Annotated in this window: 28 protein-coding genes; 17 read left to right on the top strand and 11 right to left on the bottom strand. The window is 69.7% G+C overall.

Going from position 1 to position 26,418, the window contains the following annotated elements; translation table 11 throughout:
* Positions 1–248 precede the first annotated feature (248 nt).
* Positions 249–1,334, top strand: a complete 1,086-nt coding sequence (gene hemH, locus QWY76_RS15075; protein ID WP_290312127.1) for a ferrochelatase — start codon at positions 249–251, stop codon at positions 1,332–1,334.
* A 25-nt stretch (positions 1,335–1,359) separates the two neighbouring features.
* Here hemH and QWY76_RS15070 read toward each other — a convergent pair whose 3' ends face one another.
* Genes QWY76_RS15070 through QWY76_RS15045 form a run of 6 tightly spaced genes read right to left on the bottom strand, consistent with a single transcriptional unit; the run spans position 1,360 to position 7,266 of the window.
* Entirely contained in the window at positions 1,360–1,818 is a 459-nt protein-coding gene (locus QWY76_RS15070) for a Na+/H+ antiporter subunit G (RefSeq protein ID WP_290312126.1), read from the bottom strand.
* Between the two features lie 16 nt (positions 1,819–1,834).
* The gene (locus QWY76_RS15065; protein ID WP_290312125.1) at positions 1,835–2,104 is read right to left on the bottom strand and encodes a K+/H+ antiporter subunit F; all 270 of its coding nucleotides are present in this window, start codon (positions 2,102–2,104) and stop codon (positions 1,835–1,837) included.
* On the bottom strand, positions 2,098–2,595 hold the full coding sequence (locus QWY76_RS15060; RefSeq protein ID WP_290312124.1) for a Na+/H+ antiporter subunit E: 498 nt from the start codon (positions 2,593–2,595) through the stop codon (positions 2,098–2,100). The genes QWY76_RS15065 and QWY76_RS15060 overlap by 7 nt, the downstream gene beginning before the upstream one ends.
* Positions 2,592–4,103 carry a monovalent cation/H+ antiporter subunit D gene (locus QWY76_RS15055; RefSeq protein WP_290312123.1) on the bottom strand — a complete coding sequence of 504 codons (1,512 nt, stop codon included), beginning with the start codon at positions 4,101–4,103 and terminating at the stop codon, positions 2,592–2,594. Before QWY76_RS15055 ends, QWY76_RS15060 begins: the two co-directional genes overlap by 4 nt.
* Positions 4,100–4,447 (bottom strand): Na+/H+ antiporter subunit C, encoded by a 348-nt coding sequence (locus QWY76_RS15050; RefSeq protein WP_290312122.1) that lies wholly within the window; start codon positions 4,445–4,447, stop codon positions 4,100–4,102. Before QWY76_RS15050 ends, QWY76_RS15055 begins: the two co-directional genes overlap by 4 nt.
* Positions 4,447–7,266: a monovalent cation/H+ antiporter subunit A gene (locus QWY76_RS15045; protein ID WP_290312120.1), complete on the bottom strand. Its 2,820-nt coding sequence runs from the start codon at positions 7,264–7,266 to the stop codon at positions 4,447–4,449. The genes QWY76_RS15050 and QWY76_RS15045 overlap by 1 nt, the downstream gene beginning before the upstream one ends.
* Positions 7,267–7,520: 254 nt before the next feature.
* Between QWY76_RS15045 and QWY76_RS15040 the strand changes: the two genes are divergently transcribed.
* The 9 genes from QWY76_RS15040 (at position 7,521) to rloA3 (ending at position 15,298) form a co-directional block, all read left to right on the top strand.
* Positions 7,521–9,851, top strand: coding sequence for a putative monovalent cation/H+ antiporter subunit A (locus QWY76_RS15040; protein WP_290312119.1), 2,331 nt, complete (start codon positions 7,521–7,523; stop codon positions 9,849–9,851).
* Positions 9,844–10,278, top strand: coding sequence for a Na+/H+ antiporter subunit B (locus QWY76_RS15035; RefSeq protein WP_290312118.1), 435 nt, complete (start codon positions 9,844–9,846; stop codon positions 10,276–10,278). Before QWY76_RS15040 ends, QWY76_RS15035 begins: the two co-directional genes overlap by 8 nt.
* A 12-nt stretch (positions 10,279–10,290) precedes the next feature.
* Positions 10,291–10,638 (top strand): Na+/H+ antiporter subunit C, encoded by a 348-nt coding sequence (locus QWY76_RS15030; protein ID WP_290312117.1) that lies wholly within the window; start codon positions 10,291–10,293, stop codon positions 10,636–10,638.
* The gene (locus QWY76_RS15025) at positions 10,635–12,146 is read left to right on the top strand and encodes a Na+/H+ antiporter subunit D (RefSeq protein WP_290312116.1); all 1,512 of its coding nucleotides are present in this window, start codon (positions 10,635–10,637) and stop codon (positions 12,144–12,146) included. Before QWY76_RS15030 ends, QWY76_RS15025 begins: the two co-directional genes overlap by 4 nt.
* On the top strand, positions 12,143–12,616 hold the full coding sequence (locus QWY76_RS15020) for a Na+/H+ antiporter subunit E (RefSeq protein WP_290312115.1): 474 nt from the start codon (positions 12,143–12,145) through the stop codon (positions 12,614–12,616). The genes QWY76_RS15025 and QWY76_RS15020 overlap by 4 nt, the downstream gene beginning before the upstream one ends.
* A gap of 37 nt (positions 12,617–12,653) precedes the next feature.
* Positions 12,654–12,923: a monovalent cation/H+ antiporter complex subunit F gene (locus tag QWY76_RS15015; protein WP_290312114.1), complete on the top strand. Its 270-nt coding sequence runs from the start codon at positions 12,654–12,656 to the stop codon at positions 12,921–12,923.
* Complete coding sequence (gene mnhG / locus QWY76_RS15010) at positions 12,916–13,317, top strand: monovalent cation/H(+) antiporter subunit G (protein ID WP_290312113.1); 402 nt, start codon at positions 12,916–12,918, stop codon at positions 13,315–13,317. Before QWY76_RS15015 ends, mnhG begins: the two co-directional genes overlap by 8 nt.
* 140 nt (positions 13,318–13,457) lie before the next feature.
* Entirely contained in the window at positions 13,458–14,711 is a 1,254-nt protein-coding gene (locus tag QWY76_RS15005; protein WP_290312112.1) for a lytic murein transglycosylase, read from the top strand.
* A gap of 29 nt (positions 14,712–14,740) precedes the next feature.
* Positions 14,741–15,298: a retropepsin-like aspartic peptidase RloA3 gene (gene rloA3 / locus QWY76_RS15000; RefSeq protein ID WP_290312110.1), complete on the top strand. Its 558-nt coding sequence runs from the start codon at positions 14,741–14,743 to the stop codon at positions 15,296–15,298.
* 6 nt (positions 15,299–15,304) lie between these two features.
* Here rloA3 and QWY76_RS14995 read toward each other — a convergent pair whose 3' ends face one another.
* Entirely contained in the window at positions 15,305–16,018 is a 714-nt protein-coding gene (locus QWY76_RS14995) for a 16S rRNA (uracil(1498)-N(3))-methyltransferase (protein ID WP_290312109.1), read from the bottom strand.
* 100 nt (positions 16,019–16,118) lie between these two features.
* On the opposite strand from QWY76_RS14995, the gene phaR reads away from it, so the two are divergent.
* The 6 genes from phaR (at position 16,119) to coq7 (ending at position 20,465) form a co-directional block, all read left to right on the top strand.
* Entirely contained in the window at positions 16,119–16,574 is a 456-nt protein-coding gene (gene phaR, locus QWY76_RS14990) for a polyhydroxyalkanoate synthesis repressor PhaR (RefSeq protein WP_290312108.1), read from the top strand.
* A 79-nt stretch (positions 16,575–16,653) separates the two neighbouring features.
* Positions 16,654–17,949 carry a phosphoribosylamine--glycine ligase gene (purD, locus tag QWY76_RS14985; protein ID WP_290312107.1) on the top strand — a complete coding sequence of 432 codons (1,296 nt, stop codon included), beginning with the start codon at positions 16,654–16,656 and terminating at the stop codon, positions 17,947–17,949.
* A gap of 31 nt (positions 17,950–17,980) precedes the next feature.
* Positions 17,981–18,415 carry an acyl-CoA thioesterase gene (locus QWY76_RS14980; RefSeq protein ID WP_290312106.1) on the top strand — a complete coding sequence of 145 codons (435 nt, stop codon included), beginning with the start codon at positions 17,981–17,983 and terminating at the stop codon, positions 18,413–18,415.
* Complete coding sequence (locus QWY76_RS14975; protein WP_290312105.1) at positions 18,415–19,287, top strand: phosphoribulokinase; 873 nt, start codon at positions 18,415–18,417, stop codon at positions 19,285–19,287. The genes QWY76_RS14980 and QWY76_RS14975 overlap by 1 nt, the downstream gene beginning before the upstream one ends.
* Before the next feature lie 37 nt (positions 19,288–19,324).
* Positions 19,325–19,669: a histidine triad nucleotide-binding protein gene (locus QWY76_RS14970; protein WP_126483517.1), complete on the top strand. Its 345-nt coding sequence runs from the start codon at positions 19,325–19,327 to the stop codon at positions 19,667–19,669.
* A 151-nt stretch (positions 19,670–19,820) separates the two neighbouring features.
* Positions 19,821–20,465, top strand: coding sequence for a 2-polyprenyl-3-methyl-6-methoxy-1,4-benzoquinone monooxygenase (gene coq7, locus QWY76_RS14965; protein ID WP_290312102.1), 645 nt, complete (start codon positions 19,821–19,823; stop codon positions 20,463–20,465).
* A 119-nt stretch (positions 20,466–20,584) separates the two neighbouring features.
* Here coq7 and speD read toward each other — a convergent pair whose 3' ends face one another.
* The 4 genes from speD to QWY76_RS14945 form a co-directional block, all read right to left on the bottom strand.
* A complete protein-coding gene (gene speD / locus QWY76_RS14960) occupies positions 20,585–21,379 on the bottom strand; it encodes an adenosylmethionine decarboxylase (protein WP_290312100.1) in 795 nt (264 codons plus the stop codon).
* A gap of 180 nt (positions 21,380–21,559) precedes the next feature.
* Positions 21,560–21,979: an OsmC family protein gene (locus QWY76_RS14955; RefSeq protein WP_290312099.1), complete on the bottom strand. Its 420-nt coding sequence runs from the start codon at positions 21,977–21,979 to the stop codon at positions 21,560–21,562.
* Positions 21,980–22,059: 80 nt separating this feature from the next.
* The gene (murU, locus tag QWY76_RS14950; protein WP_290312098.1) at positions 22,060–22,731 is read right to left on the bottom strand and encodes an N-acetylmuramate alpha-1-phosphate uridylyltransferase MurU; all 672 of its coding nucleotides are present in this window, start codon (positions 22,729–22,731) and stop codon (positions 22,060–22,062) included.
* On the bottom strand, positions 22,728–23,774 hold the full coding sequence (locus QWY76_RS14945; protein ID WP_290312097.1) for an aminoglycoside phosphotransferase family protein: 1,047 nt from the start codon (positions 23,772–23,774) through the stop codon (positions 22,728–22,730). The genes murU and QWY76_RS14945 overlap by 4 nt, the downstream gene beginning before the upstream one ends.
* A gap of 163 nt (positions 23,775–23,937) precedes the next feature.
* Between QWY76_RS14945 and QWY76_RS14940 the strand changes: the two genes are divergently transcribed.
* Positions 23,938–26,409: an LPS-assembly protein LptD gene (locus QWY76_RS14940; RefSeq protein ID WP_290312096.1), complete on the top strand. Its 2,472-nt coding sequence runs from the start codon at positions 23,938–23,940 to the stop codon at positions 26,407–26,409.
* Positions 26,410–26,418 lie beyond the last annotated feature (9 nt).

Below are 26,418 nucleotides of genomic sequence, written 5' to 3'. Positions count from 1 at the left end.
TATCCAGTGCGCTGGGCATGCCTCAGTGACGGACGTCGCATCATGCTGCCACGGCAACGCTTGCCCCCACGTCGTGACCCGCCGTCACGGCGCCTGGAGAGCAGCGAAAGCCGGCCGCCGGAGGGGGAGTGATTGCCCAATAATTGTACATGATCTGGTTGATATATAACTCTGTTCCGCCGACGGCTCCGGCGGTGGTATCGTAGGCTCCACACATTCGCCCCACGCCACCACAGGGACCGCGCACCATGGCAGCTCTCGAGACCCCCGTCGGCAACGCGCTCGTCCGCCCGGGCGAGGATCGCCTCGCCCAGGCCCCCGTCGATCACCCGCCCGTGGCGCGCCGGAAGGTCGGCGTGGTGCTGGCCAACCTGGGCACCCCGGATGCCACCGACTACTGGTCCATGCGTCGCTACCTCAACGAGTTCCTCTCCGACCGGCGGGTAGTGGACTACTCGCGCTGGCTGTGGCAACCGCTGCTGCAGCTGGTGATCCTCAGCAAACGGCCCTTCGCCTCGGGCCGGGCCTATCGCAGCATCTGGAACGAGGCCCTCGACGAGAGCCCGCTGTTGACCATCACTCGGGAGCAGACGGAAAAGCTGGCGTCACGGCTCGAGGCCGAGCATGGCGAGCGGGTCGAGGTGGACTTCTGCATGCGCTACGGCAATCCTTCGACCGAGAGCGTGCTGCGTCGGCTACAGGCCCGGGGCTGTGAGCGCATCCTGTTCTTCCCGCTCTATCCCCAGTACGCCTCACCCACCACGGCCACCGCCAATGACCAGGCCTTCCGCAGCCTGATGCGGCTCAAGTGGCAGCCTGCCATCCGCACGGTGCCGGCCTACTTCGAGCACCCCGACTATATCGCCGCCCTGGGCGCCTCGGTGCGCGAGGCGTATGACGCGGCGGCGTCGATGCCCGAGGTGCTGGTCGCCTCCTATCACGGCGTGCCCAAGCGCTATCTCGAGGAGGGTGACCCCTATCACTGCCAGTGCCTGAAGACCACGCGGTTGCTCAAGGAACACCTGGGACTCGCCGACGGGGCCGTCGTCACCGCCTTCCAGTCGAAGTTCGGGCCCGAGGAGTGGGTGGGGCCGGCCACCGTCGACCAGGTGGCGACGCTGGCTCGCCAGGGCAGGAAGCATATCGCCGTGATCTCGCCGGCCTTCGCCGCCGACTGCGTGGAGACCCTGGAGGAGATCCAGCAGGAGATCCGCGACGCCTTCCTGGCCGCCGGCGGCGAGACCTTCACCTATGTGCCCTGCCTCAACGCCCGGGACGACCATGTCGCGGCCCTCGAGGCCATCGCCCGCCAGGAGCTCGCGGGCTGGGTCTAGGGGCCGCGACGGCCGCCCTGGCCGGCTAGCCCTCGTCCTGCGACTCCTCGCGGGCCGTCCGGCGGGGCAGGGGCGATCGCTCGTGGGTGATGTGCTGGTGATCCGGGGTCGGGTGGGGGACCGGTTTGTCGCCGACCTCCTCGCTGCGCAGTTCCGCCGGGCGTCCACGAGTCTTGTCGGCGTGGGGGAGCTTCTGGTGGAGCCCCGACTTGGCCAGCAGGTGGGCGCTGACCGGGGCGGTAATGAACAGGAAGAGGGTGATCAGCATCTCCTGGACCACCGGCTGGCTGTCGATCACCCCGAAGTAGAGCATCGAGGCGACCAGCGTGCAGCCGATGCCCATGGTGGTGGCCTTGGTGGGGCCGTGCAGGCGCATGTAGAAGTCGCGCAGGTGGGCCATGCCCAGCGAGCCGATGAAGGCGAAGGCCCCGCCGGCGATCAGGAAGAGGGAGATCACGCCCTCGAGGATCACAAAGGTCGTCATGATGGCTCCGGTTCGCCTATTCGATGATATCGCCGCGTAACAGGTACTTGCAGACGGCCACGGTGCTGATGAAACCGAGCATGGCGATCAGCAGGGCCGCCTCGAAGTAGGTCTTGGTATTGAGCCAGAGCCCCATCAGCACGATCAGCGCGATGGAGTTCACGTACATGGTGTCCAGGGCCAGGATGCGGTCGGGCATGCTCGGGCCCATCGCCAGGCGAAAGGCGTTCAGCACGATGGCCATCAGGATCAGGGCCAGGCTGATCGTCAGCGCGATGTCTAGCATTCGTAGATCTCCTTGAGCGGCCGCTCGTAGCGATCCCGGATCTCGGCGATCAGCGCCTCCTCGTCCTTCACGTTGAGGGCATGGACCAGCAGCGTCTTGCCGTCCATGCGCAGGTTGGCCGACACCGTGCCCGGGGTAAGGCTGATGGTATTGGCCAGCAGGGTGATGGTGAACCGCTCCTCGAGCATCAGCGGATATTCGACGAAGTGGGGGCGCGAGCGCTGCCAGGGGTTGATGATCAGCCAGGCGACATGGAAGTTGGCGACGATGATGTCGCCCAGCACGCGCAGGATGAAGCGCAGCAGCAGGCCGGGGCGCTTGACCCGGGGCTGCACGTCCCAGAAGCGATAGGTGAACAGCGGGATGGCGACCGCCAGGGCGCTGCCCAGCAGCAGGTGGCCGACGGCCAGGCTGCGCACCAGCAGCAGCCAGACCACCAGCAGCAGCAGCGACAGCAGCGGGATGGGAAGCCAGGAACGGGGGGTGATCATGGCGCGTCTCCAGCATCGGGGAGCAGGGCATCGACGACGTTGTCCGGATTGGCCAGCTGACTGGCGGTGGCCAGGGTGTAGTCGCTGACCGGCCCGGCCAGGGCCGCCAGCAGCGGCGAGGCGGCCAGCAGCAGGCCCACCCCCGTCCACTGGTGGCGGGACAGGCGCTCTCCGCTGCGCTCGCCGGACTGGCTGCGCCAGAAGAAGGTCGAGCCGGCGCGGGACAGCGCGACCATCGCCCCCAGGCCGCTGGCCAGCAGCAGGGGCCATAGCCAGGGCTGCTGGGCCGGGGTGGCCGCCTGCAGCAGCAGGGCCTTGCCGATGGCACCCGACAGCGGCGGCAGGCCGGCCACGGCCACGGCGCCGACCAGGAACAGCAGCGCCAGCAGGCCGCCCTGGGTCAGCGGCCTGCCCTTGACGATGCGGGTGCCGGCCTTGCCGCGCTGCAGGCCGATCATCTCGGCGAGCAGGAAGAGTCCGCCGGTGACCAGGGTGGAGTGCAGCAGATAGTAGAGCAGCGACGCGGTGGCCTCGACGGTGCCCATGCCGACCCCGGCCAGCAGGGTGCCCACCGAGACCAGCACCAGATAGGCGATCAGCAGGCGCAGGTCGCGGGCCGCCAGCACCCCCGCCGTGGCGATCGCCAGGGTCGCCAGCGACAGCCACCAGACCCACGGCTGTTCGAGGTCGGCCAGGTCCCCGGCGCGCTCGCCGAAGATCAGCGAGTAGACCCTCAGGATGGCGTAGATGCCGACCTTGGTCATGATGGCGAACAGCGCCGCCACCGGTGCCGGGGCCGCGGCATAGGCCCGCGGCAGCCAGAAGTACAGCGGCAGGATCGCCGACTTCAGGCCGAACACCACCAGCAGCATCAGGGCTCCGGCGGTGACCAGGCCGGCGCGCTCGGCGGGCAGCTCGCCGAGGCGCACCGCCATGTCGGCCATGTTGAGGGTGCCGGTGGCGCCGTACAGGGTTCCCACGGCGATCAGGAACAGCGCCGAGCCGGCCAGGTTGAGCACCACGTAGTGCACGGCGGCCTGGGTGCGCGACTTGCCGCCGCCGTGCAGCAGCAGGGCATAGGAGGCCAGCAGCAGCACCTCGAAGAACACGAACAGGTTGAACAGGTCGCCGGTGAGGAAGGCGCCGTTGATGCCCATCAGCTGCAGCTGGAAGAGGCCATGGAAGTTGCTGCCCTTCTCGTCGTCGCCGCCGCAGGCGAAGATCACGCAGCCGAGGGCGAGCACGGCGGTGAGCAGCACCATCATCGCCGAGAGGCGGTCCAGCACCAGCACGATGCCGAAGGGCGGCTGCCAGCCACCCATCGCGTAATAGGCCATCTCGCCATCGGCGGCGCGCAGCAGCAGGGCGAGGGCGATGATCACGAGCAGCCCCGTCGAGGCCACGCCGAGCACGCGCTTGAGGCGGGTACTGCCGTGGAGGCCGCGCAGCAGGAACAGGCCCGTCAGCAGCGGCAGGACCACGGGGAGGACGATCAGATGCTGCATCACCGGTGGTTCTCCTCTCGTTCCTCTTGCTTGCGACCGTCGACATGGTCGTTGCCCATGTCGCCGCGGGCCCGCATCGACAGGATGACGGCGAAGGCCGTCATGGCGAAGCCGATGACGATGGCGGTCAGCACCAGGGCCTGAGGCAGGGGGTCGGCATAGTCGCGGGGGCCGTCGATGATGGTCGCGCCATCGGTGGTCAGCCCGCCCATGGAGAACAGGAAGAGGTTGACCGCATAGGACAGCAGGGTCAGCCCGACCACCACGGGGAAGGTCCGTCCCCGCAGGATCAGGTAGAGCCCGCAGGCGCTGAGCACGCCGGTGGTAATGGCATAGAGGCTTTCCATCAGCGTTTCTCCTTGGCGCTGGTCGTGGCGGCGGCCTCGTTCTTGGCCGGGCGGTGCGGCGTGGTCACCTTGCCGAGATTGGCCAGGATCATCAGGGTGGCGCCGACCACGGCCAGGTAGACCCCCAGGTCGAAGATCATCGCCGTGGCTAGCTCGAAATCGCCGATCAGCGGCAGGTGGAAGTGGCCGAAGGCCGAGGTCAGGTAGGGGTGGCCGAACAGCCAGCTGCCCACCCCGGTCACCGCGGCCACGCCGACCCCGACGATGGCCACCGGCTGGTACTGGAAGTCGAGGCGTTCCTGGGCCCACTCCACGCCCCGAGCCATGTACAGCAGGATCAGCGCCACCGCGGTGATCAGCCCGGCGATGAAGCCGCCGCCGGGCAGGTTGTGGCCGCGCAGGAAGATGAACACCGAGACCAGCAGGGCCAGCGGCAGCAGCGCCTGGGAGATGGTCGTCAGGATCATCGGGTAGCGATCCGGCGACCACACCCGGCCCTCGCCGTCACTGTGGGGCATGAACAGCCTCAGGCGGTTGAGCAGCTTGAAGATCGCCAGGCCCGCCAGGGCCAGCACGGTGATCTCGCCCAGGGTATCGAAGCCACGGAAGTCGACCAGGATGACGTTGACCACGTTGTGGCCGCCGCCGCCCGGCACGCTGTTGTCGAGGAAGAAGCCCGAGATGCTCGGCGTGCCGCGGGTCAGCACGGCATAGTTGAGGCTGGTGATGGCCACGCCCAGGGCGCCGGCCAGCAGGGTGTCGCGCACGTTGCGCGGCAGCGAGGATTCGCGCGGGGTCTTCTGGGGCAGGAAGAACAGCGCCAGCATCAGCAGGATCATGGTGACCACCTCGACCGACAGCTGGGTCAGGGCCAGGTCGGGGGCCGAGAAGCGGGCGAAGGTCAGCGAGACCAGCAGCCCGACCATGGACAGCAGCAGCAGCGAGATCAGGCGATAGCGGTGGGCGAGGACCGTGCCCAGGCCGCTGAAGATCAGCAGCACCGCCCCGGTCAGCAGCACGCCGTCCACCGGGCGCTGGGGCTGGTCGCCGGCGAGGCTCGGCACCATGACCAGGCCCAGGCTGGTCAGTGCCAGGGCGCTGAACATCAGCAGGCCCATGTAGCGCTGCAGCGAGGCATTGTCGAGCCGGGCGAGCAGGGCCTCCGAACGCCGTCCCAGGCGCTGGATGCTGGCCTCGAAGATCATCCGCGCGTCCACCGGGTGGAAGCCCCTGAGGAAGCGCCGCAGGTAGCGGTGCAGGTGGTAGAGGCCGATGCCGGCCACGAGCGCGATGGCGCTCATCAGCAGCGGCAGGTTGACGCCGTGCCAGATGGCCAGGTGGAACTCCAGTGGCTCGAGCAGCACGGCTTGGGTGGCCAGGTCGAGCAGGCCGCCGGCCATCGCGGACGGGAAGAGCCCGACCAGCACACAGAGAACGGCGAAGATCTCCACCGGCAGGCGCATCAGCCGGGGTGGCTCGTGGGGCGTCTTGGGGGGCGTCTGGCGGGGCGGCTTGAAGAAGACCGCGTGAACCAGGCGCAGCGAATAGGCCACCGACAGCACGCCGCCCAGGGTCGCCATCACCGGCATCAGCCAGCTCAGGCCACCGAGCACCGGCGTTTCCAGGCTCTCGGCGAAGAACAGCTCCTTGGACAGGAAGCCGTTGAGCAGCGGCACCCCGGCCATGGCCGCGCCGGCGATCGAGGTGAGCAGGGCGGTGACCGGCATGGCCCTCGCCAGGCCGCCGAGGCGGGCCAGTTCCCGGGTGCCGGTCTCGTGGTCGATGATCCCGGCGCTCATGAACAACGCCGCCTTGAAGGTGGCGTGGTTGAGGATATGGAACAGCGCCGCCAGCACCGCCATGGGGCTGCCGATGCCCAGCAGCACCGTCACCAAGCCCAGGTGGCTGACCGTGGAGAAGGCCAGGATACCCTTGAGCTCGGTCTTCATCAGCGCGAACCAGGCGCCGTAGAGCAGGGTGGTCATGCCCACCAGGGAGACCACCATTGTCCACAGCTCGTTGCCGGCCAGCGCCGGGTGCAGCCGGGCCATCAGGAAGATGCCGGCCTTGACCATGGTCGCCGAGTGGAGATAGGCCGAGACCGGCGTCGGCGCCGCCATGGCATGGGGCAGCCAGAACTGGAAGGGAAACTGTGCCGACTTGGCGAAGGCCCCCAGCAGCACCAGGGCCAGCATCAGCGGGAAGCGGGGGTCGGCCTGGATGGTCTCGCCGGCGGCCAGCACCCGATCCATCTCGAAGCTGCCGACCATGTCACCCAGCAGCAGGAAGCCGGCCAGCAGCGCCAGCCCCCCGGCGCCGGTCACCACCAGCGCCATGCGCGCCCCCTTGCGGGCATCGCTGCGGTGGGACCAGAAGCCGATCAGCAGGAAGGAGGAGAGGCTGGTCAGTTCCCAGAACATCCACAACAGCAGCAGGTTGTCGGCCATCACGATGCCGACCATGGAGGCCATGAACAGGATCAGGTAGGCATAGAAGCGCCCGTAGGGTTCCTCGGGCGAGAGGTAGTAATGCGCATACAGCAGGATCAGCAGGCCGATCCCCAGGATCAGCAGGTTGAACAGCAGCGACAGCCCGTCCAGCCGGAAGGCCACCTCGAGGCCCAGCGCCGGGATCCATTCGGCGGAGAAGCGCAGCGCTTCCCCGGCGTTGAGGGCCGGCACCTGGGACAGGGTCAGCACGAGGGCCAGGGCCGGCAGGGCCGCCGTGGCCAGGGAACAGTCACGACGCCCCCGGTTCGCCACCAGCGGCGGCACCAGTACACCGAGGAGGGGCAACAAGGCGATCCACAGCAATGTCATCGATCGGTCATCCTGCGCGTTTGCGTTGGGCCAAGGGTCCCATCCTGCCGAGGGACGGCCCCGAACAAGCGGCTAGGCATCGCCTCCGTCCCTGGGCGAACAGGCCCATCAATGGCATTCGCCCCATACTCTACCGCAAAGAGGGCGGCTCGCGCCCTCCTTACCTTTCAACTCCCCGCCTCGACTAGAGTGAAGCGATAGGAACGGGAAAACCGACCCACGCCGAGGGCCACCGTCTGGCGCGGAGGAACGTCATGCAACAGGCTGTGCTGGCAGGTTTCGTGATGGCGGGGCTGGCGCCACTGCTGCACCGCTGGCTCGGCGCCCGGACGGCGCCGATGATGGCCCTGCTGCCGGCGAGCCTGGTGCTGTGGCTGCTCTGGCAGTGGCCGCTGATCGCCGCCGGCGAGACGCTGCTGCTGGCCTGGCCCTGGGTGCCCGCCCTGGGCGTCTCGCTGACCTTCTTCCTCGACGGTCTGGCCTGGCTGTTCGCCCTGCTAATCTGTGCCATCGGCGCCCTGGTGCTGGTCTATTCGGGAGACTACCTGCGTGACGATCCCGACCAGCCCCGCTTCCTGGTGCTGATCGTTGCCTTCATGATGGCGATGCTCGGCCTGGTGCTGGCCGACAACCTGGTGACCCTGTTCATCTTCTGGGAGCTCACCAGCCTGACTTCCTACCTGCTGATCGGCTTCCATCACGAGGATCCGGCGGCGCGCAAGGCGGCGCTGCAGAGCCTGATGGTCACCGCCGGTGGCGGCCTGGCCCTGCTGGCCGGGCTGGTCATGCTGGCCCAGGCCGGGGGCAGCTGGTCGCTGGCCGAGCTGGCCGGCCGCGGCGAGGCCGTGCAGGCGCATGCGCTGCACGGACCCTTGCTGGTCTGTGTGCTGCTGGGGGCCTTCACCAAGTCGGCACAGTTTCCCTTCCACTTCTGGCTGCCCAACGCCATGGCCGCGCCGACGCCGGTCTCGGCCTATCTCCACTCGGCGACCATGGTCAAGGCCGGGATCTACCTGCTGGCCCGCCTGCATCCGGTGCTGGGCAGCAGTGACGCCTGGGTCGTCACCCTCTCGCTGGTGGGGGCCTTGACCATGGCCCTGGGCGCCTGCCTGGCGATCCGCCAGACCCACCTCAAGATCCTGCTGGCCTATTCCACGGTGATGGCGCTGGGCGCCATGACCCTGCTGCTGGGCATCGGCAGCCGCGCGGCGCTGGCCGCCTTCGTCGTCTTCCTGGTGGCCCATGCGCTCTACAAGGGCGCGATGTTCCTGGTGGCCGGCATCCTCGACCAGGCCACCGGGACCCGGGACCTGACCGGCATGGGGGGCCTGCGCCATCGCATGCCCTGGACCGCCCTGGTGGCCGGGCTCGCCGCCCTGTCGCTGGCCGGCCTGCCGCCGTTGCTGGGCTTCATCGGCAAGGAGGCGCTGTTCGCCGCGGTGCTCGAGGCCGACCGCCTGCGTGGGGTGATCCTGCCACTGGCCTTCCTCGCCGCCCTGTTGACCCTGGCGGTGGCGGCGCTGATGGTCCTGCGTCCCTTCTTCGGGGCCGTGCGGGAGACGCCCCGGCCGCCCCGCGAGGGCTCCCCGGCGATGCTCGCCGGCCCGGTCCTGCTGGTGGGCCTCTCGCTGTGGCTGGGGCTCGCGCCGCACGGGCTCGAGGCACTGGTGACGGCCACCGTGCAGGGCCTGGGCGTGCGCGAGGCGGCGGTCCACCTGACGCTCTGGCACGGCATTACCCTGCCACTCGGCCTATCGTTGGCCAGCCTGCTGCTGGGGGCGCTGGTGGTGCGCCACTGGGAGGGTGTGCGGGTCTGGTCGGCGCGGCTCGAGCCCCTCATGGCCCTCGGCCCGGAGGGCGGCTACGCGGCCGTGATGCGCGGCTGGCTGCGTCTCGCCGAGGCGCAGACCCGATGGCTGCAGAATGGCCACCTGCGCAGCTACCTGGTGATGACCCTGCTGGTGCTGCTGGGGCTGGTCGGTCATGCCCTGTTCGTGCGCCACGGGACCCTGGCGGCCCCCGTGCCGTCGGCCCGGGGGCACGAGGCCGTGGTCGCCGCGCTGATGGTGGCCGGGGCGGTGACGGCCTGCCTGATGCGTTCCCGGCTGGCGGCGGTCGCCGCCCTGGGCGCCATGGGGTTCTCCATCGCCCTGATCTTCGTGCTGTTCAGCGCGCCGGACCTGGCGATCACCCAACTGCTGGTGGAGACCCTGACGGTGGTCCTGCTGGCGCTGGTGCTGTTTCGCCTGCCGCGCTTCGCCATCCTCTCCACCCCGCTGCAACGCCTGCGCGACCTGGGGGTGGCGAGCCTGGTCGGCGGGCTGATCAGCCTGCTGATGCTGTCGGTGCTCGGCGGCGAGCAACTGCCGCGCATCTCCGCGTACATGATCGCCAACGGGCTGCCGATGGGGCATGGCCATAACCTGGTCAACGTCATCCTGGTGGACTTCCGGGCGCTGGACACCCTCGGCGAGGTCATCGTGCTGGGCCTGGCCGCCACCGGGGTCTTCGCGATGCTCGGCCTGCGTCCCGAGGATCCCGCGAGCCGGCGGGAGGCGCGAGCGGGGGAGGGCGGTCATGGTTAAGTCCGGCACCCTGATCCTCGAGGTCGCGGCGCGCCTGCTGGTGCCCCTGCAACTGCTGTTCTCGCTGTTCCTGCTGCAGCGCGGCCATGATGAGCCGGGCGGCGGCTTCATCGCCGGCCTGGTGGCCGCGGGAGGGCTGGCGCTGTTCCTCTTCGCCCACGGGCGCCAGGCCCTGCGCGCCCTGCTCAAGGTGTCCCCCCGCGATCTGATCGGCCTGGGACTGCTGATCGGCGTGCTCTCGACCCTGCCCGCCTGGTGGTGGGGCGAGCCCCTGTTCACCGCCCAGTGGTGGCGGATCCCGGGCATCGGGCTCGAGATCTCGACCCCGCTGATCTTCGACATCGGCGTCTACCTGGCGGTCATCGGCTCGGTGCTGACCGCCATCATCGCCCTGGTGGAGACCGACCGGGACGATGTCATCCGCTGACGAGGAGGCTCCATGGAACCCGTGATGGCCGTGATCATCGGCATTCTCTTCGCCGCCGCCATCTACATGATGCTGCGACGCTCCATCGTCAAGCTGGTGATCGGCCTGATGCTGCTCTCCAATGCGGCCAACCTGCTGATCTTCGTCACCGCCGGCCTGACCCGCGATGCGCCCCCGCTGGTACCCCAGGGGATGAGCGCGCCCGTGGGGGCGGTGGCCGATCCGTTGCCCCAGGCGCTGGTGCTCACCGCCATCGTGATCTCCTTCGGCGTGCTGTCCTTCGCCGTGGTGCTGGTGCATCGTGCCTGGGAGGTGGTGCGCACCGATGACCTGGACCACCTGAAGGAAACCGATACGTGAACCCGGCGGTCACGCTGCCCCTGCTGATCCCCCTGCTCGCCGGGACCCTGTCGCTGATGGCCTGGCGCCAGCCACGCCTGCAGCGAGGGCTCGCCGTGGCCGGCACCGGCGGGCTGCTGATCGCCGGAGGCTGGCTGCTCCACCGGGTGCGGCAGGAGGGCATCCTGGTGGTCCAGGTGGGGGCCTGGCCGGCGCCCTTCGGCATCAGCCTGGTCGCCGACCTGCTGGGCACCCTGATGGTGGTCATCACCGGCCTGATCGGCCTTGCCGTGGCCGTCTTCTCGCTGGCGACCAGCGGCCGAGAGCACCAGGCCTTCGGCTATTTCCCGCTGATGCATCTGCTGCTGGCGGGGGTCGTGGGCGCCTTTCTCACCGGCGACCTGTTCAACCTCTACGTGTGGTTCGAGGTGATGCTGGTGGCGTCCTTCGCGCTGCTCATCCTGGGCGGCGAGAAGGCCCAGATGGAAGGGGCGATCAAGTACGTCACCCTCAACATGCTGTCGTCGGTGATCTTCCTGGTCGCCGTGGGGCTGCTCTACGGCAAGCTCGGCACCCTGAACATGGCCGATGTCGCGCGGCGCGTGGCGATGCTCCCGGGGGACGGCATGGTCGAGGCGCTGGCGATGATGTTCATGGTCGCCTTCGGCATCAAGGCGGCGGCCTTCCCGTTGTTCTTCTGGCTGCCGGCCTCCTATCACACGCCGCCGGTGGCGGTGTCGGCACTGTTCGCGGGGCTGCTCACCAAGGTGGGCGTGTATGCCCTGTTTCGCATGTTCACGCTGGTCTTCCCCCACAGCCCGGGCTATACCCATCAGGTCCTGCTGTGGGGGGCGGGCCTGACCATGCTCTCGGGGGTGCTCGGGGCGGCGGTCCAGTTCGAGTTCCGGCGCATCCTGTCGTTCCATATCGTCAGCCAGATCGGCTACATGCTGCTGGGCCTGGCGCTGTTCACGCCGCTGGCGGTGCTCGGCGGGCTCTTCTACATCGTCCATCACATCATCGTGAAGACCAACCTGTTCCTGATCAGCGGCATCGTCCATCGCCTGCGCGGCAGCTATCGACTCGAGCGGCTGGGCGGGCTCTACCGGCAGCGCCCCTGGCTGTCGGTGCTGTTCCTCGTGCCGGCGCTGTCGCTGGCCGGCATGCCGCCGCTCTCCGGCTTCTTCGCCAAGTTCATCGTGATCCGGGCCGGCCTCGAGGCCGGGGCCTACGGGGTGACCGCCATCGCCCTGCTGGTCGGGCTGCTCACGCTGTTCTCGATGGTCAAGATCTGGGCCGAGGTGTTCTGGAAGGCCTGCCCGCAGGACGTCGACACGCCGGTGCCGGTGGCGCGGGGCGAGCTGTGGCTGATGATGGCGCCGGTGGTGGGGCTGGCGCTGTGCACGCTGTTCCTCGGCCTGCATGCGGGGTCCCTCTATGACCTGGCCGAGGCCTCGGCCGAGCAGCTGCTCGACCCCGAGCGCTATATCCGCGCGGTGCTCGGCCCCGCCGGGGAGGCGGCGCCATGATCGGCATGATGTGGAACCTGCTGCTGGGGCTGGGCTGGCTGCTGCTCACCGGCGACTTCAGCGGCGCCAACCTGCTGACCGGGCTGGTCTTCGCCTATCTGGTGCTGGCGCTGGTGCAGCCCCGGATCGCCGCCCTGTCGGGCTACGCGCAACGCCTGCCCCGGCTGGTGGCCTTCGTCGGCTTCTTCGTCCGGCAGCTGCTGCTGGCCAACCTCAAGGTGGCCTACGACATCCTCACGCCGCCCTGGTACATGAAGCCGGGGGTGATCGCCATGCCGCTGGCGGCGCGCAGCGACTTCGAGATCGCCTTCGTCGCCAACCTGATTTCCCTGACCCCGGGGACCCTGAGCCTGGACGTCTCCGACGATCATCGCGTGCTCTACATCCATGCCATGTTCCTCGGTGACGAGCCGGCGCTGCGACGCAGCCTGGCCGAGCTCGAGCGCCGGGCCCTGGCGCTGTTCCGCTAAGCTTTTTCAGACATTGCTCAGCCAAGGGAGGCCCGCCATGCCGATCGTCATCCTGCTCTGCCTGACGTTACTGACCCTGGCGCTGGGCCTGGTCTTCCTGCGGCTGTTCCGCGGGCCCGGCCTGCCCGACCGGGTGGTGGCCCTGGAACTCTTCGCGACGATCATCGTGGGGATCATCGGCTTGCTGGCCATCGCCACCGACATCGCCCTGCTGCTCGACGTGGCCATCGTCATGGCACTGATGAGCTTCATGGCCACCATCGGCTTCGCCCGGTTCCTGGAACGGGGAGGGCCGCGGGATGATTGAGTGGCTAGTGGTCGGCCTGATCCTCGCCGGCACCACCTTCATGCTGGTGGCCGCGCTGGGCGTGGTGCGCCTGCCCGACCTGCTGACCCGCATGCATGCCACCACCAAGGCGGCCACCCTCGGCGTCTCGCTGATCATGCTGGCGGTGGCGCTGCATTTCGGCGAGGTGGCGGTGGTCGCCCGGGCGCTCGGGGTGGTGCTCTTCCTGATGATGACGGCGCCGGTGGCGGCCCATGTCATCGGCCGGGCAGGCTACTTCGTCGGCACACGGCTGTGGAGCGGCACCCTGAAGGACGAACTGCGACCCCACTATCACCCCCTCACGCACCGCCTCGACAGTGGCCTGGAACGGCCGGACGAGCCGTCGGACCCCACCCCGCGAGATCCCCCCTGATCCCTGGCCCCGCTGGCTCTGGCGGCCTGCTGGCCTTCACCGCCCGTCAGCTGCCGCCGATCTCTCGGCGGCTGCTACTGGCCTGAAACGGCGTTCTGCGCGATCATCGTCGGCCTGATGTTGCCAAGGAACGCCAGCCCATGATGTCCAGGATCCTCTCCCTCGTGCTGCTGTCTGCCGCCCTGGCGGGTTGCCAGGCCCGGGCCGCCTCGCCCGATCTCATGGCCGTCGCCGCGAGCGACGCGCCGGCCGCCGAGCGGGCGGAGGCGGCCGGCTTCGATGCCTGGCGGGCGTCCTTCCGGGAGCGGGCCCGGGCGGCGGGGATCGCGGAGGCGACCCTGTCCCGAACCCTGGACGGCCTGCGCTATCGGCCCCGGGTCATCGAGCTGGACCGCAGCCAGCCGGAATTCGTCCGCCCGATCTGGACGTACCTGGACAGCGCCGTCTCGCCGACCCGAATCCGCCAGGGTCGCGCGCGCCTGGCCGAGCATCGCGACACCGCCCGGGCGGCGGCCCGGCGCTACGGGGTGCCGGCCGAGATCCTGGTCGCCATCTGGGGCATCGAGAGCAGCTACGGGGATCATCTCGGCGACTTCTCGACCCTCGAGGCCCTGGCCACCCTGGCCTACGAGGGGCGCCGCCGCGACTTTGCCCGGGACGAGCTGATCGCGGCGCTGCGCATCATCGAGGCCGGTGACATCGCCCCCGAACGCATGCTCGGCTCCTGGGCCGGTGCCATGGGCCACACCCAGTTCCTGCCCTCGAGCTTCCTGGCCCATGCGGTGGACGGGGACGACGACGGGCGGCGCGACATCTGGGGCAGCATTCCCGATGTGCTGGCCTCCACCGCCCACTACCTCGAGGCGGCCGGCTGGCACGAGGGCGAGCCCTGGGGGGCGGAGGTCGTGCTGCCGGCGGACTTCGATCATGGCCTGGCCGACTCGTCGATCCGACGCTCCAGTGCCGAGTGGGCCGCCGCCGGCGTGCAGGGCCGGCAGGGCCGGCCGCTGCCGGCGCTCGACGACGCCGCGGTGATCGCCCCGGCGGGGGCGCGCGGCCCGGCCTTCCTGGTCGGCCACAACTTCCGGGTCATCCGCCGCTACAACAATGCCACCAGCTATGCCCTGGCGGTGGCCAGCCTGGCGGATGTCCTCGCCGGGCGCGATGCCATCCAGGGCGCCTGGCCCAGGGACGAGCCCCCGCTGAAGCGCGCCCAGGTCAGCGAGATGCAGCGTCGACTGAACGCCCTCGGCCACGAGGTCGGCCCGCCGGACGGCGTCCTGGGGCCGAACACCCGGCGTGGCCTGCGCGCCTTCCAGCGCCGGCTCGGCCTGGTCCCCGACGGCTTCGCTACCCTCGGCCTGCTCGAGCGCCTGCGGCGCCAGACCCTCTGATCCCCAGCCTGACCCTCAGGAGACCTCGCATGACCGCCATTCTTCGCCCTCTGCTGCTGGCCGTGGCCCTGTGGCCGGCCCTGACCTCGGCCGCCGCCCCCGAGCGGGTGGTGGGCTGGATCGAGACGGTGACCCTGTCGCCCTGGGACGTGGCGGTCAAGGCCAAGCTGGACAGCGGGGCCCTGACCTCGTCGCTGGACGCCCGCCACATCGAGACCTTCGAGAAGGCGGGGGAGGACTGGGTGCGCTTTCGGCTGATGCTCGAGGACGAGGCGTCCGGCAAGACCTTCTCGATGACCCTGGAGCGGCCCCTGTTCCGTGACATGGTGGTGCGCGGCGCCGGCGGCCGCGATGATCGGCTGGTGGTGCTGATGGACATCTGCGTGGGGGAGACCCGCTACGAGGAGGAGTTCAGCCTGCGTAACCGCGAGGAGATGACCTACCCGATGCTGCTCGGGCGCCGCACCATCGGCCATCTCGGCCGACTGGACGTGCGCGAGACCTTCCTCACCGAGGCGGACTGCGACGAGGACTCGCCCCGGGTGCCTCACGCGCCCGAGCGGGGCGAGGCCGGCGACGAGGACTGAGCCGCGCTAGAAGAGCCGGCTGAGCAGGGCGGTCACGGCGGTCTCCACCCGCAGGATGCGCGGACCGAGGTGGATGCCCCGGCAGCCGGCGGCGAGCAGCCGCTCCACCTCCCAGGGGATGAAGCCGCCCTCCGGGCCGACCACCAGCAGGGTGGGGGCCTCGATCCCGCGCGGGCAGGCCTCGGCCATGCCCGGGTGGGCCAGCAGGCCCCGGCGACCCGCCAGCAGCCCCGGCAGGCGGTCCTCGACGAAGGGCCGGAAGCCCTTGGCCAGGGTCACCGTCGGCAGCCGGGTGTCCCGGGCCTGCTCCAGGCCCAGCACCAGGTGGCGACGGATCCTGGCGTCGCCGAGCTCCGGCGACTGCCAGTAGCTCTTCTCCACCCGGCGGGTGTGGAGCAGGGTCAGCTCCTTCACCCCCAGCGCCGTGACATGCTCCAGGGTCCGGGCCAGCATGCGCGGGCGCGGCAGGGCCAGCACCAGGTGCACCGGCAGCGGCGGCGGCGGGGCCTGGTCGAGGCCCGCCACGTCGAACACCGCCTCGTGGGCATCGAGAGTCAACAACTCGCCGCGCCCCAGCCATCCGCCGGCGACGCCCAGCGTCATGACATCGCCCGCCCGGGCCCGGTGGACCTCCTTGAGATGCGCCAGGCGACGGGGGTCGCGGACCCGCGCCAGGCGGTCGTTCTCGATGTCTTCGGGCGAGAGCAGGATCAGGTTCATGGGGCCTCGTGATGCCTTTTGCCTTGCATGGATGGTGGCGCGGTGCACAATACCTGCATAAGGGGGCGACCGCCCACCTGACACGACAAGGAGCATCGCCGTGCGCGTGATTCGCAAGTATGCCAACCGCAGGCTCTATGATACCGAACAGAGCCGCTATGTGACCCTCGAGGATCTGCGGGGGCTGATCCTCGACGAGGTGCCCTTTCGCGTCGAGGATGCCAAGTCCGGCGAGGACCTGACCCGGACCATCCTGCTGACCATCATCATCGAGCAGGAACAGGCCGACGGCGATGCCGAGGTGTTCTCCAACGACCTGCTGGCCCAGTTCATTCGCGTCTACGACATGGCGCAGCCGCTGCCCCTGGCGCGCTACCTCGAGCAGGGCACCCGGCTGATGCTGGAGCAGCAGAAGCGCATGCAGGACCAGTGGCAGCAGGCCATGCGCCACACCCCGATGGAGATGATGCGCGAGCTGGCCGAGGAGAACATGCGCTTCTGGCAGCAGAACCTCGGCGCGACCGGCAAGAAGAGCGACGACCCCGAGGACAAGTGACCCAGCCGGGGCGGCGGTCGGCAGCGGTTTCTGACATAATGCCGCGATGTTTCCCCGAGGTATTGAGGTAGAGCAGCGGATGAAGGTTCTGATCATCGGCGGCGGTGGCCGCGAACATGCCCTGGCCTGGAAGGTCGCCCAGTCGCCCCGGGTCGAGACCGTCTTCGTGGCGCCCGGCAATGCCGGCACCGCCCGGGAGCCGGGACTCGAGAACGTGGCCATCGGCGTCGACGACCTGGACGGCCTGGTGGCCTTCGCCCGGAACGAGGACGTCGCGCTGACCATCGTCGGTCCCGAGGCACCGCTGGTGGCGGGCGTGGTGGATCGCTTCCGCGAGGCGGGGCTGGCGATCTTCGGGCCCACCGCCGGCGCGGCCCAGCTCGAGGGCTCCAAGGCCTTCACCAAGGACTTCCTGGCGCGTCATGCCATCCCCTCCGCCGAGTACCGCACCTTCGTGGCGGTGGAGCCGGCGCTTGAGTATCTCGCCGAGAAGGGCGCGCCCATCGTCATCAAGGCCGACGGCCTGGCCGCCGGCAAGGGCGTGATCGTCGCCATGACCCAGCACGAGGCCGAGGCGGCGGTGCGCGACATGCTCGAGGCCAATGCCTTCGGCGACGCCGGTGCCCGGGTGGTGATCGAGGAGTTCCTCGAGGGCGAGGAAGCCAGCTTCATCGTCATGGTCGATGGCGAGACGGTGCTGCCGCTGGCCACCAGCCAGGACCACAAGCGGGCCTGCGACGGCGATACCGGCCCCAACACCGGCGGCATGGGGGCCTACTCCCCGGCGCCGGTGGTCACCGACACGGTCTTCGAGCGGATCATGGCGCAGGTGATCCGACCCACGGTGCAGGGCATGGCCGAGGAGGGCCACCCCTATTCCGGCTTCCTGTATGCCGGGCTGATGATCGATACCGAGGGCAATCCCAAGGTGATCGAATACAACTGCCGCTTCGGTGACCCCGAGACCCAGCCGATCCTGCTGCGCCTGAGCTCGGATCTCGCCGAGCTGTGCCTGGCCGGGGCCCGCGGCGAGCTGGCCGGGCGCGACTGCGACTGGGACGCGCGGGCCGCGGTGGGCGTGGTGATGGCCGCCGGCGGCTATCCCGGCAGCTACCGCAAGGGCGACGCCATCGAGGGCCTCGCGGCCGCCGAGGCCACCGGCTGCAAGGTCTTCCACGCCGGCACCGCCGAGGGCGAGCAGGGCGGGGTGGTCACCGCCGGCGGCCGGGTGCTGTGCGTCACCGCCCTGGGCGAGGGCGTCTCCGCCGCCCACGATCTGGCCTACCGGGGGGTGGCCGAGATCCACTGGCCGGAGGCCCTCTATCGCCGCGACATCGGCCACCGCGCCATCGCCCGCGAGCGCGGCGAGCGCTGATCCTGCCGCCAGACAACAACAAGGAGGCTGCATGGAGCGCGTCAGACTGGATTTTCCCGAGGCGGACATTCGCCATCGCCACCCGCTGACGGTGCGGGTCACCGACATGAACTACGGCCGTCACCTGGGCCATGACGCCCTGGTGTCGCTGCTCCATGAGGCGCGCATCTCGGCGCTGGCGGCGCTGGGGCTCGCCGAGGGCGACATGGGGGGCTATCCCAGCGTGGCCGCGGACCTCGCCGTGCAGTACCAGGCCGAGGCCCGCTGGCCCGACGCCCTGGTGGTCGACACCGCGATCCCGGTCCCCTCGCGCAAGGCGATCACCGTCTATCACCGCATCCGCCGCGAGGTGGACGCGGTGGTCGTCGCCACCGCTCGCCTCAACCTGATGCTGGTGGACCCGGCGGAGGGCCGTCCGGTGCCGATCCCTGGCCCGCTGCGCGACTGCCTGACGGGAGCGGCCTGATGTCCCGAGAGTATCCGATCATCGCCGTGACCGGCTCTTCCGGGGCCGGCACCACCACGGTCAAGCGTACCTTCGAGCGCATGTTTGCCCGCGAGGACTTGCACGCCGCCTTCGTCGACGGCGACGCCTTCCATCGCTATACCCGCCAGGAGCTGGCGCGGATCTTTCGCGAGGAGCCCGAGCGCAAGGGCGAGCTCTCGCACTTCGCCGTGGAGGCCAACCTGCTCGACCACCTGGAGGCGCTCTTCCAGGAGTACGGCGACAAGGGCGCCGGGACCTACCGGCACTACATCCACGCCGAGGACAAGGCGATGATCGAGGCCGGCTACCAGGTCGGCACCTTCACGGAATGGCAGTCGCTGCCCACGGGCACCGACCTGCTGTTCTACGAGGGCCTGCACGGCGGCCTGGTCACCGCCGAGCACGACATCGCCCGCCATGTCGACCTGCTGGTGGGGGTCGCGCCGACCATGAACCTGGAGTGGATCCAGAAGATCGACCGCGACATGCGCTACCGGGGGTATTCCCAGGAGGCGGTGATCGATACCATCCTGGGCCGCATGGACGACTACGTGCGCTATATCCAGCCGCAGTTCTCGCGGACCCATATCAACTTCCAGCGAGTGCCGACGGTGGATACCTCCAACCCCTTCGAGGTGCAGGACATCCCCACCGATGCCGAGTCCTTCGTGGTGATCCGCTTCCGTGACCCCGCCACCGTGGACTTCCCCTACCTGCTGGCGATGATCCAGGATGCCTTCATGAGCCGGCCCCACACCCTGGTGGTCCCGGGCTCGCGCCTGCCGCTGGCCATGGAGCTGATCCTGGGACCGCTGGTGCGCCACCTGCTGGCCCAGCGGCGTTTCCGCTGAACGCCGGCCGAGCCCAACCGCCGAGGAGCACGAATCCATGGACTGCCTGTTCTGCAAGATCATCGACCGCGAGATCCCCGCCGACATCGTCTTCGAGGACGACGAGGTGCTGGCCTTCAAGGATCTCAACCCCCAGGCCCCGACCCACCTGCTGATCGTGCCCAAGCGGCACATCGCCACCCTCAACGACATCGAGGAGGACGGCGACCTGGCGCTGGTGGGGCGCCTGCAGTTCACCGCCGCCCAGCTGGCCAAGCAGGCCGGCTTCGCCGAGGATGGCTACCGGGTGGTGATGAATTGCAATGAGCAGGGCGGCCAGACGGTCTATCATATCCACATGCACCTGATGGGCGGTCGTCGCTTCACCTGGCCGGCTGGCTAGCCGGCGCTGTGCGGTTCGCCGCGCCACCCAAGCGCTCGACGCATGGGGTGCATGCCCACGACGCCGCCCCAGGGGCGGCGTCGCCTCTTGGGGCCTGCGCGGCGCGCGGCGACTCGGTTACAATGTCGCCACGACCGACCAAGGGGGTGTCATGAACCGTCACTATTCCCGCGCCGATGACCTGGTTCGCCAGGTCGATGCCGTGCTGCGCACCCTGGTGCCCCACGCCGCCCAGCCCTCCCGGCCCTCGCCGGCTACGCCGGAGGTCCGCGACGACGCCATGGACGAGGCGGAGCGGCGCCATGCCGAGGGGCTGATGCGCATCAACCATACCGGCGAGGTCTGCGCGCAGGCGCTCTACCAGGGCCAGGGGCTGACCGCCAAGCTGGCCGAGATCCGCGGGCAGATGGAGGCCGCCGCCCAGGAGGAGATCGACCACCTGGCCTGGTGCGACACCCGCCTGCAGGAGCTCGAGGGCCACACCAGCCGGCTCAACCCGCTGTTCTATGCCGCCTCCTTCGGCATCGGGGCGGTGGCCGGTGCCGTCGGCGATCGCGTCAGCCTGGGCTTCGTGGCGGCCACCGAGGAGCAGGTGGGCCGCCACCTCGATGCCCATATGGCGGAGCTGCCGCCGGGCGACCACCGCTCCCGGGCGGTGCTGCGCCAGATGGCCATCGATGAGGCCCATCACGCCCAGCAGGCCCTGGCGGCCGGGGGCGCCCGCTTCCCGGGGCCGGTCAAGGCGGCCATGACGCTGATGTCCAAGGTGATGACCCAATCGGTCTATCGGCTGTAAGCGCCGCTTCGCGGCGAGCCGTAAGCGGTAAGACCCCCAACAAGGCGAACCCCACCCTGGCCCGGCCGAGGTGGGGTTCGCTTGTTCTTCCAGCTTAGCGCTCCCGCGCGCCGCGCGGGCTAGTCCATGTTGCGCGAGTAGAAGATCTCCAGCATCTCCTTGCGCAGGCGGCCCTCGATGTCCCGGGCCTCCTCGAAGGTGATGTCCCGCCGCGAGGTGCCGAACAGGTAGTTCTCCAGCTCGAAGTCCTTGAGCAGCATCTTGGTGTGGAACATGTTCTCCTGGTACACGTTCACGTCCATCATCTGGTAGGCCTGCTTGGTGTCCTCGGCCAGGTAGTCCTGGATGGAGGTGATGTCGTGATCGATGAACAGCTTCCTGCCGTCCACGTCCCGGGTGAAGCCGCGTACCCGGTAGTCCATGGTCACGATGTCGGAGTCGAAACTATGGATCAGGTAGTTCAGCGCCTTCAGCGGGCTGATGTGACCACAGGTGGAGACGTCGATGTCCAGGCGGAAGGTGCTGATGCCGTTGTCCGGGTGGGACTCCGGGTAGCTGTGCACCGTGACGTGGCTCTTGTCCAGGTGGGCGACCACGGTCTCCGGCAGTGGGCCCGGGCCGGGCTCGAGCTGCTCAGGGTCGGCCTCCTCCAGCTCGTGCTCGGCGATCAGGATGGTCACGCTGGCGCCGTGGGGCTCGTAGTCCTGGCGAGAGATGTTGAGCACATGGGCGCCGATGATGTTGGTCACATCCTTGAGGATCTGCGTCAGGCGCTCGGCGTTGTAGAGCTCATCGATATAGTCGATATAGGCCCTGCGCTGCTCCTCGGACTTCGCATAGCAGATATCGTAGATGTTGAAGCTCAGGGAGCTGGTCAGGTTGTTGAACCCGTGGAGTCGGAGATTGTCGGTCACGTCCGAGCCTCCCTCTGTGGCAGATGATGTCATCCCGACGAGTGGCGCCGGAACCCAGGCGTTCGAAAGGCGCGTATTATGCACAGCCGCCGATGACGGCGCATCCGCCGGGCCAGTTTTTTTTCTGTCCCGTGTCACCGTCACCTAACCAATCGCCGGCGCCGATTCGGCGATTCCCCCTCAGTCCTCGACGATGGTGAAGGAATGCGTCACCTCGACGCCCCCCTTGGCCAGCATGATCGAGGCACTGCAGTACTTGTCGGCGGACAGCTCCACGGCCCGCTTGACCTGCTTCTCCTTGAGGCCCTGGCCGCTGACGGTGAAGTGCACGTGGATCTTGGTGAACACGCTCGGCACGCCGTCGGCGCGCTCGGCCTCGACGCTGGCCACGCAGTCGCTGACCGGTGCCCGGGACTTCTCGAGGATCTCCAGCACGTCGAAGGAGGTGCAGGCGCCCAGGCCCATCAGCAGCATCTCCATGGGCCGCGGACCGGTGTTGCGGCCGCCGTGGTCGGGCGGGCCGTCGATGACCACACTGTGGCCGCTCCCGGCCTCGGCGACGAACTGGCGACCGTCGGTCCACTTGACGCTGGCTTTCATGGGCAGGGGTTCCTTGTTTCGGTGATGGATGCAATGGCCCGGGATGGGGTCAGGCAGCATAGCAGCAGATGGCCGCCGACTCAGCCCCTGGCCCCGCCGAGGGCCCGGTCCAGGGCCGCCAGGCGTGCGGGGGTGCCCACGTCGACCCAGGCGCCGCGATGGTGATGGCCGCCGACCCGGTCCTCGGCCATGGCCGCGCGCAGCAGCGGCGCCAGGGCGAAGGCGCCGTCGGGGTGGTCGGCCACCAGGGCCGGGTCGAGCAGGGCCAGTCCGGCATAGGTCAGCCGCGGCTCGCCCCGGTCGTGGACCCGTCCCGTCGCATCGAGGTGGAAGTCGCCCCCCGCATGGTGGTCGGGATTGTCCACCAGCACCAGGCGCGCCAGGTCCTCGCCCAGCGGGGCCAGGGCGGACGGGACAACGTCGCACCAGACGTCGCCGTTGACCAGCCAGAAGGGCGCCTCGCCGAGCAGCGGCAGGGCGCGGCGGATGCCGCCGCCGGTCTCCAGGGGCGTCTCCTCGCGGCTCCAGGCGATGCGCACGCCATGCTCGCGGCCGTCGCCCAGCGCCGCGATGATCTGCTCGGCGCGATAGCTGACATTGATCACCACGTCGGCGATACCCGCGGCCGCCAGCCGCTCCAGGTGGTGCACGATCAGCGGCTTGCCGGCCACCGGCAGCAGCGGCTTGGGGCAGTGGTCGGTGAGCGGTCGCATGCGGGTGCCGAGGCCGGCGGCCAGGATCATCGCCTTCATGCCGATGCCTCCCGGTCGAGCCCCGCCGCGGCGAGCCGGGCCATCAGCGCGGGGCGAAAGCGCTCGGCGAGCCAGGCCTGGAAGGCCGCCTGGCCGTCCAGCTCGGCCAGGGCGTCCTCGAGGTGGGCGAGGAAGTGCGGCAGGCGGGCCAGGTACCCGTCGCGATGGTCGCGCAGGGTCAGGCGGCAGAAGATGCCCAGCACCTTGAGGGCGCGCTGGGCGGCCATGGCCGCCACCTGGTCCCGGAAGGCCTCGGGCGCGAGCGTGGCCGGCAGCCGGCCGTCGGCCACGGCCCGCCGCCGGAAGGCCTCGATCCAGGCCGCGCGCCGCGCCGGCGCGAAGCGACAGTAGCGGCCATGCAGCAGCGAGATCAGGTCATAGCTCAGCGGGCCGGCCACGGCGTCCTGGAAGTCGATCAGGTACAGCCGGTCGTCCCGGACCATCAGGTTCATGGCATCGAAGTCCCGGTGCACGGCGACCACCGGCTGGGCCAGGGCGGCATCGATCAGCGCCTGGCGCAGCGCCGGCCAGCCCGGCGGTGCCTCGAGGGCCAGCCAGCGGCCCAGGCACCACTCGGGGAAGAGATCCAGCTCCCGGCCCAGCAGCTCGGCGTCGTAGGCCGGCAGCTCGTCCGGGGTAGCGCGGGTCTGCAGCGCGTCGAGCAGCGCCAGGGCGCGCTCGTGCCAGGCCAGGGTCGCCGGGCCGTCGTCGCCGTCGAAGCAGGCCTGCAGGGGGGTGTCGCCCAGGTCGTCGAGCTCCAGGAAGCCGGCCGCGAGGTCGACGCCGTGCAGCGCCGGCACCGGCAGCCCGGCCTCCCGCCAGCGCCGGGCGATGGCGACGAAGGGGGCGCTGTCCTCCTGGGCCGGCGGCGCGTCCATCAGCATGCGCGTCTCGCCGTCGGGCAGGGTCAGGCGGAAGTAGCGGCGGAAGCTGGCGTCGCCGGCGGCCAGGCGCAGCTCGAGGGCCTCGGGGGCGAGCCCGTGGCGGGCGGCGGCCCAGTGGCGCAGTCGCTGGTGGCGCGGGAGGGCATCGGCCTGTGGCATCTTCACCTCTCGGTCGTCGGGTGGCGGGGCGTCGGTTGACGGCCCCCGGGCGGCGCCGCATGCTGAGGCCCGACGTCGTCGGCGATGACAGGGGCTCGTCGGCGGCACAGGTCGCACCGGGCCTGTATAATACCGATTCCCCCCGCCAAGGACATCGTGGAACATGGGCAAGCGACCCTCATGGACGGCCCTGGCAGGCCTAGTGACCTCTAGCGTGATGACCAGCCCCCTGCTGGCGGCACCCCCCGAGTCGCTGCCGGCGGCGCAGCTCGACTGGCGCCCGTGGGGCGAGGACCGCCCGGCCGGCGCCCTGTGTCGGGGCCGCTACGTGATGCCGGACTATCGCCTGGCCCCGCCCCCGACGGGGCGCGTGGCCAGCGAGGCCGACAGCGGCCAGTACGGGGCGGACGGCGAGACCCTGCTCAGCGGCGAGGTGGTACTGCGCCGCGCCGACACCCAGCTGGAGGCGCCGCGGGTGCGCCTGCCGGCCTCCCGGGAGCGGGTCTTCGCCGACGGGCCGGTGGCGCTGCGTGACCGCAACCTGCTGGTGCGCGGCGAGGCCGCCGAGTTCTCCCTGGACAGCGACGATGCGAGCATCGACACCGCCCACTACGTGGCCCACGAGCAGCGCCTGCGCGGCGATGCGGTGCGCCTGGCCCGGGTCGCCGAGGATCGCTACCGGCTGACCGAGGCCAGCTTCACCACCTGCGAGCCGGGCAGCGACCTGTGGCGCCTGGTCGGCAACGACATCCTGCTGGATCGCCGGCGCGGCTACGGCACCGCCACCCATGCCCGCCTCGAGATGGGCAAGGTGCCGGTCTTCTACTGGCCCTGGGTGCGCTTCCCGCTGGACGACCGCCGTCAGACCGGCTTCCTGTGGCCGACCCTGGGCTTCTCCGGCGATTCCCTGGACTATGCCCAGCCCTTCTACTGGAACATCGCCGCGAACCAGGACGCCACCCTCACGCCGCGCTGGATCAGCAACCGCGGCCTGCTGATGGGCGCCGAATACCGCTACCTGCTGCCCAGCGACGCCGGCACCCTGGAGGGCGCCTACATCGCCGACGACCGCCAGGCCGGCGAGGAGGCCTCGGCGGGCTCCGCACTGGAGAACGGCGACGCCCGCTGGTACATCGATGCCCGGCATGCCGGCCGCTTCGACCCGCGCACTCGCTACCAGCTGCGCTACGGGGCGGCCAGTGACGGGGCCTACTTCGACGACTTCGGCCTGACCTTCGGCGAACAGGACACCGACAGCCTGGCCCGGCTGGCCCGTCTCGACTACCGGGGCGACGTCTGGCGGCTCGAGGCCAAGGCCCAGGGCTACCAGAAGCTCGAGGATCCGCTCGACGAGGGCGACAAGCCCTTCTACCGCCTGCCGAGCCTGACCGCCAATGCCCGCTGGCGCCAGGACAGCGGCTTCTATCAGGAGTGGGGCTCCAACCTGACCTACTTCTGGCGGGACATCGAGGGCGACGAGAACGGCCTCTACGACTTCGCCGGCGGTCAGCGCGCCATCCCCATCCGCGAGGCGGCCAACGGCTCGCGGCTGCGCCTGACCCCCGCCACGGGCTGGCGCTTCGACGACACCTGGGGCTTTCTCGAGCCGCGCCTGGCGCTGGCCCACATCGCCTACGACCTCGACTACGGGGAGCGCGACACCGACCGCCCCGAGGGGCCGTCGCAGACCGTGCCGGTCGCCTCGCTGGATGGCGGCCTGGTCTTCGAGCGCGACCTGGCGCTGGGCGGCGACGACTTCCGCCAGACCCTGGAGCCGCGCCTGAACTATGCCTATGTGCCGGCCCGGGACCAGAGCGACTTCCCCGACTTCGACACCAAGGAACGCGCCTTCTCCTGGAACCAGCTGTGGTCCCCGTATCGCTTCACCGGCGGCGACCGGGTCGGCGACCTCAACCGCTTCTCCTACGGCACGGAGTCGCGCCTGCTGGAGGATGCCAGCGGCCGTGAGCGCCTCTCCCTGGGCGTGGGGCAGGCGGTCTACTTCGAGGATCGCACCATCGACCTGGGCGGGGATCCCGACACCCTGCCCAGCGAGCAGAACTTCCCGCGCTTCTACGACGCCACCCGCGACCGCTCGCCCTGGGTCACCCGCCTCGACTGGCGGGTCAGCGACCACTGGCGCACCCGCTGGGAGTGGCTCTATGACGACCACCTGTCGCGCACCGAGCGCACCTCGCTGGGACTGCAGTACCGGGCCGATGCCGGTCACGTGCTGAACCTCGGCTACAACTGGGAGCTCGAAGGCTTCTCCCCCGCCGAGGACGAGGAGGACGTGCGCAGCTATGACCGCGAGGACTACGACCTGTCCTTCGCCCTCAAGGCGACCTCCAGACTCGACGTGATCGGCCGGGTGCTCTACGACAACACCAACGACCGGATGCTGGAACAGCTGGCGGGTGTGCAGTGGAACGACTGCTGCTATGGTCTGCAGCTGGTCTGGCGGGAGTGGATCGACGACGAGGACACCGCCAACACCATCGACGACGATACCACCGACCGCGGCTTCTTCCTGCGCTTCGTGTTCAAGGGGCTCGGCGGCGTCGGTGGCGATGCGGACACCCATTTCCGGGAGGCGATCCCGGGCTATCAGAGCACTGCCTTCGGCCGACCCTGAGGCAACCGA

Origin of the sequence: Halomonas maura, assembly GCF_030409305.1 — a bacterium.
GTDB classification, from domain to species: Bacteria; Pseudomonadota; Gammaproteobacteria; order Pseudomonadales; family Halomonadaceae; genus Halomonas; species Halomonas maura.
Note: the sequence above shows the minus strand (reverse complement) of the source record. Positions and strands in the feature narration are given on the sequence as shown.

Coding starts and splice junctions, on each gene's coding strand:
- hemH (WP_290312127.1), top strand. CDS start 249: ATGGCAGCTCTCGAGACCCCCGTCGGCAACGCGCTCGTCCGCCCGGGC.
- QWY76_RS15070 (WP_290312126.1), bottom strand. CDS start 1,818: ATGACGACCTTTGTGATCCTCGAGGGCGTGATCTCCCTCTTCCTGATC.
- QWY76_RS15065 (WP_290312125.1), bottom strand. CDS start 2,104: ATGCTAGACATCGCGCTGACGATCAGCCTGGCCCTGATCCTGATGGCC.
- QWY76_RS15060 (WP_290312124.1), bottom strand. CDS start 2,595: ATGATCACCCCCCGTTCCTGGCTTCCCATCCCGCTGCTGTCGCTGCTG.
- QWY76_RS15050 (WP_290312122.1), bottom strand. CDS start 4,447: ATGGAAAGCCTCTATGCCATTACCACCGGCGTGCTCAGCGCCTGCGGG.
- QWY76_RS15045 (WP_290312120.1), bottom strand. CDS start 7,266: ATGACATTGCTGTGGATCGCCTTGTTGCCCCTCCTCGGTGTACTGGTG.
- QWY76_RS15040 (WP_290312119.1), top strand. CDS start 7,521: ATGCAACAGGCTGTGCTGGCAGGTTTCGTGATGGCGGGGCTGGCGCCA.
- QWY76_RS15035 (WP_290312118.1), top strand. CDS start 9,844: ATGGTTAAGTCCGGCACCCTGATCCTCGAGGTCGCGGCGCGCCTGCTG.
- QWY76_RS15030 (WP_290312117.1), top strand. CDS start 10,291: ATGGAACCCGTGATGGCCGTGATCATCGGCATTCTCTTCGCCGCCGCC.
- QWY76_RS15020 (WP_290312115.1), top strand. CDS start 12,143: ATGATCGGCATGATGTGGAACCTGCTGCTGGGGCTGGGCTGGCTGCTG.
- QWY76_RS15015 (WP_290312114.1), top strand. CDS start 12,654: ATGCCGATCGTCATCCTGCTCTGCCTGACGTTACTGACCCTGGCGCTG.
- mnhG (WP_290312113.1), top strand. CDS start 12,916: ATGATTGAGTGGCTAGTGGTCGGCCTGATCCTCGCCGGCACCACCTTC.
- QWY76_RS15005 (WP_290312112.1), top strand. CDS start 13,458: ATGATGTCCAGGATCCTCTCCCTCGTGCTGCTGTCTGCCGCCCTGGCG.
- rloA3 (WP_290312110.1), top strand. CDS start 14,741: ATGACCGCCATTCTTCGCCCTCTGCTGCTGGCCGTGGCCCTGTGGCCG.
- QWY76_RS14995 (WP_290312109.1), bottom strand. CDS start 16,018: ATGAACCTGATCCTGCTCTCGCCCGAAGACATCGAGAACGACCGCCTG.
- purD (WP_290312107.1), top strand. CDS start 16,654: ATGAAGGTTCTGATCATCGGCGGCGGTGGCCGCGAACATGCCCTGGCC.
- QWY76_RS14980 (WP_290312106.1), top strand. CDS start 17,981: ATGGAGCGCGTCAGACTGGATTTTCCCGAGGCGGACATTCGCCATCGC.
- QWY76_RS14975 (WP_290312105.1), top strand. CDS start 18,415: ATGTCCCGAGAGTATCCGATCATCGCCGTGACCGGCTCTTCCGGGGCC.
- QWY76_RS14970 (WP_126483517.1), top strand. CDS start 19,325: ATGGACTGCCTGTTCTGCAAGATCATCGACCGCGAGATCCCCGCCGAC.
- coq7 (WP_290312102.1), top strand. CDS start 19,821: ATGAACCGTCACTATTCCCGCGCCGATGACCTGGTTCGCCAGGTCGAT.
- QWY76_RS14955 (WP_290312099.1), bottom strand. CDS start 21,979: ATGAAAGCCAGCGTCAAGTGGACCGACGGTCGCCAGTTCGTCGCCGAG.
- murU (WP_290312098.1), bottom strand. CDS start 22,731: ATGAAGGCGATGATCCTGGCCGCCGGCCTCGGCACCCGCATGCGACCG.
- QWY76_RS14945 (WP_290312097.1), bottom strand. CDS start 23,774: ATGCCACAGGCCGATGCCCTCCCGCGCCACCAGCGACTGCGCCACTGG.
- QWY76_RS14940 (WP_290312096.1), top strand. CDS start 23,938: ATGGGCAAGCGACCCTCATGGACGGCCCTGGCAGGCCTAGTGACCTCT.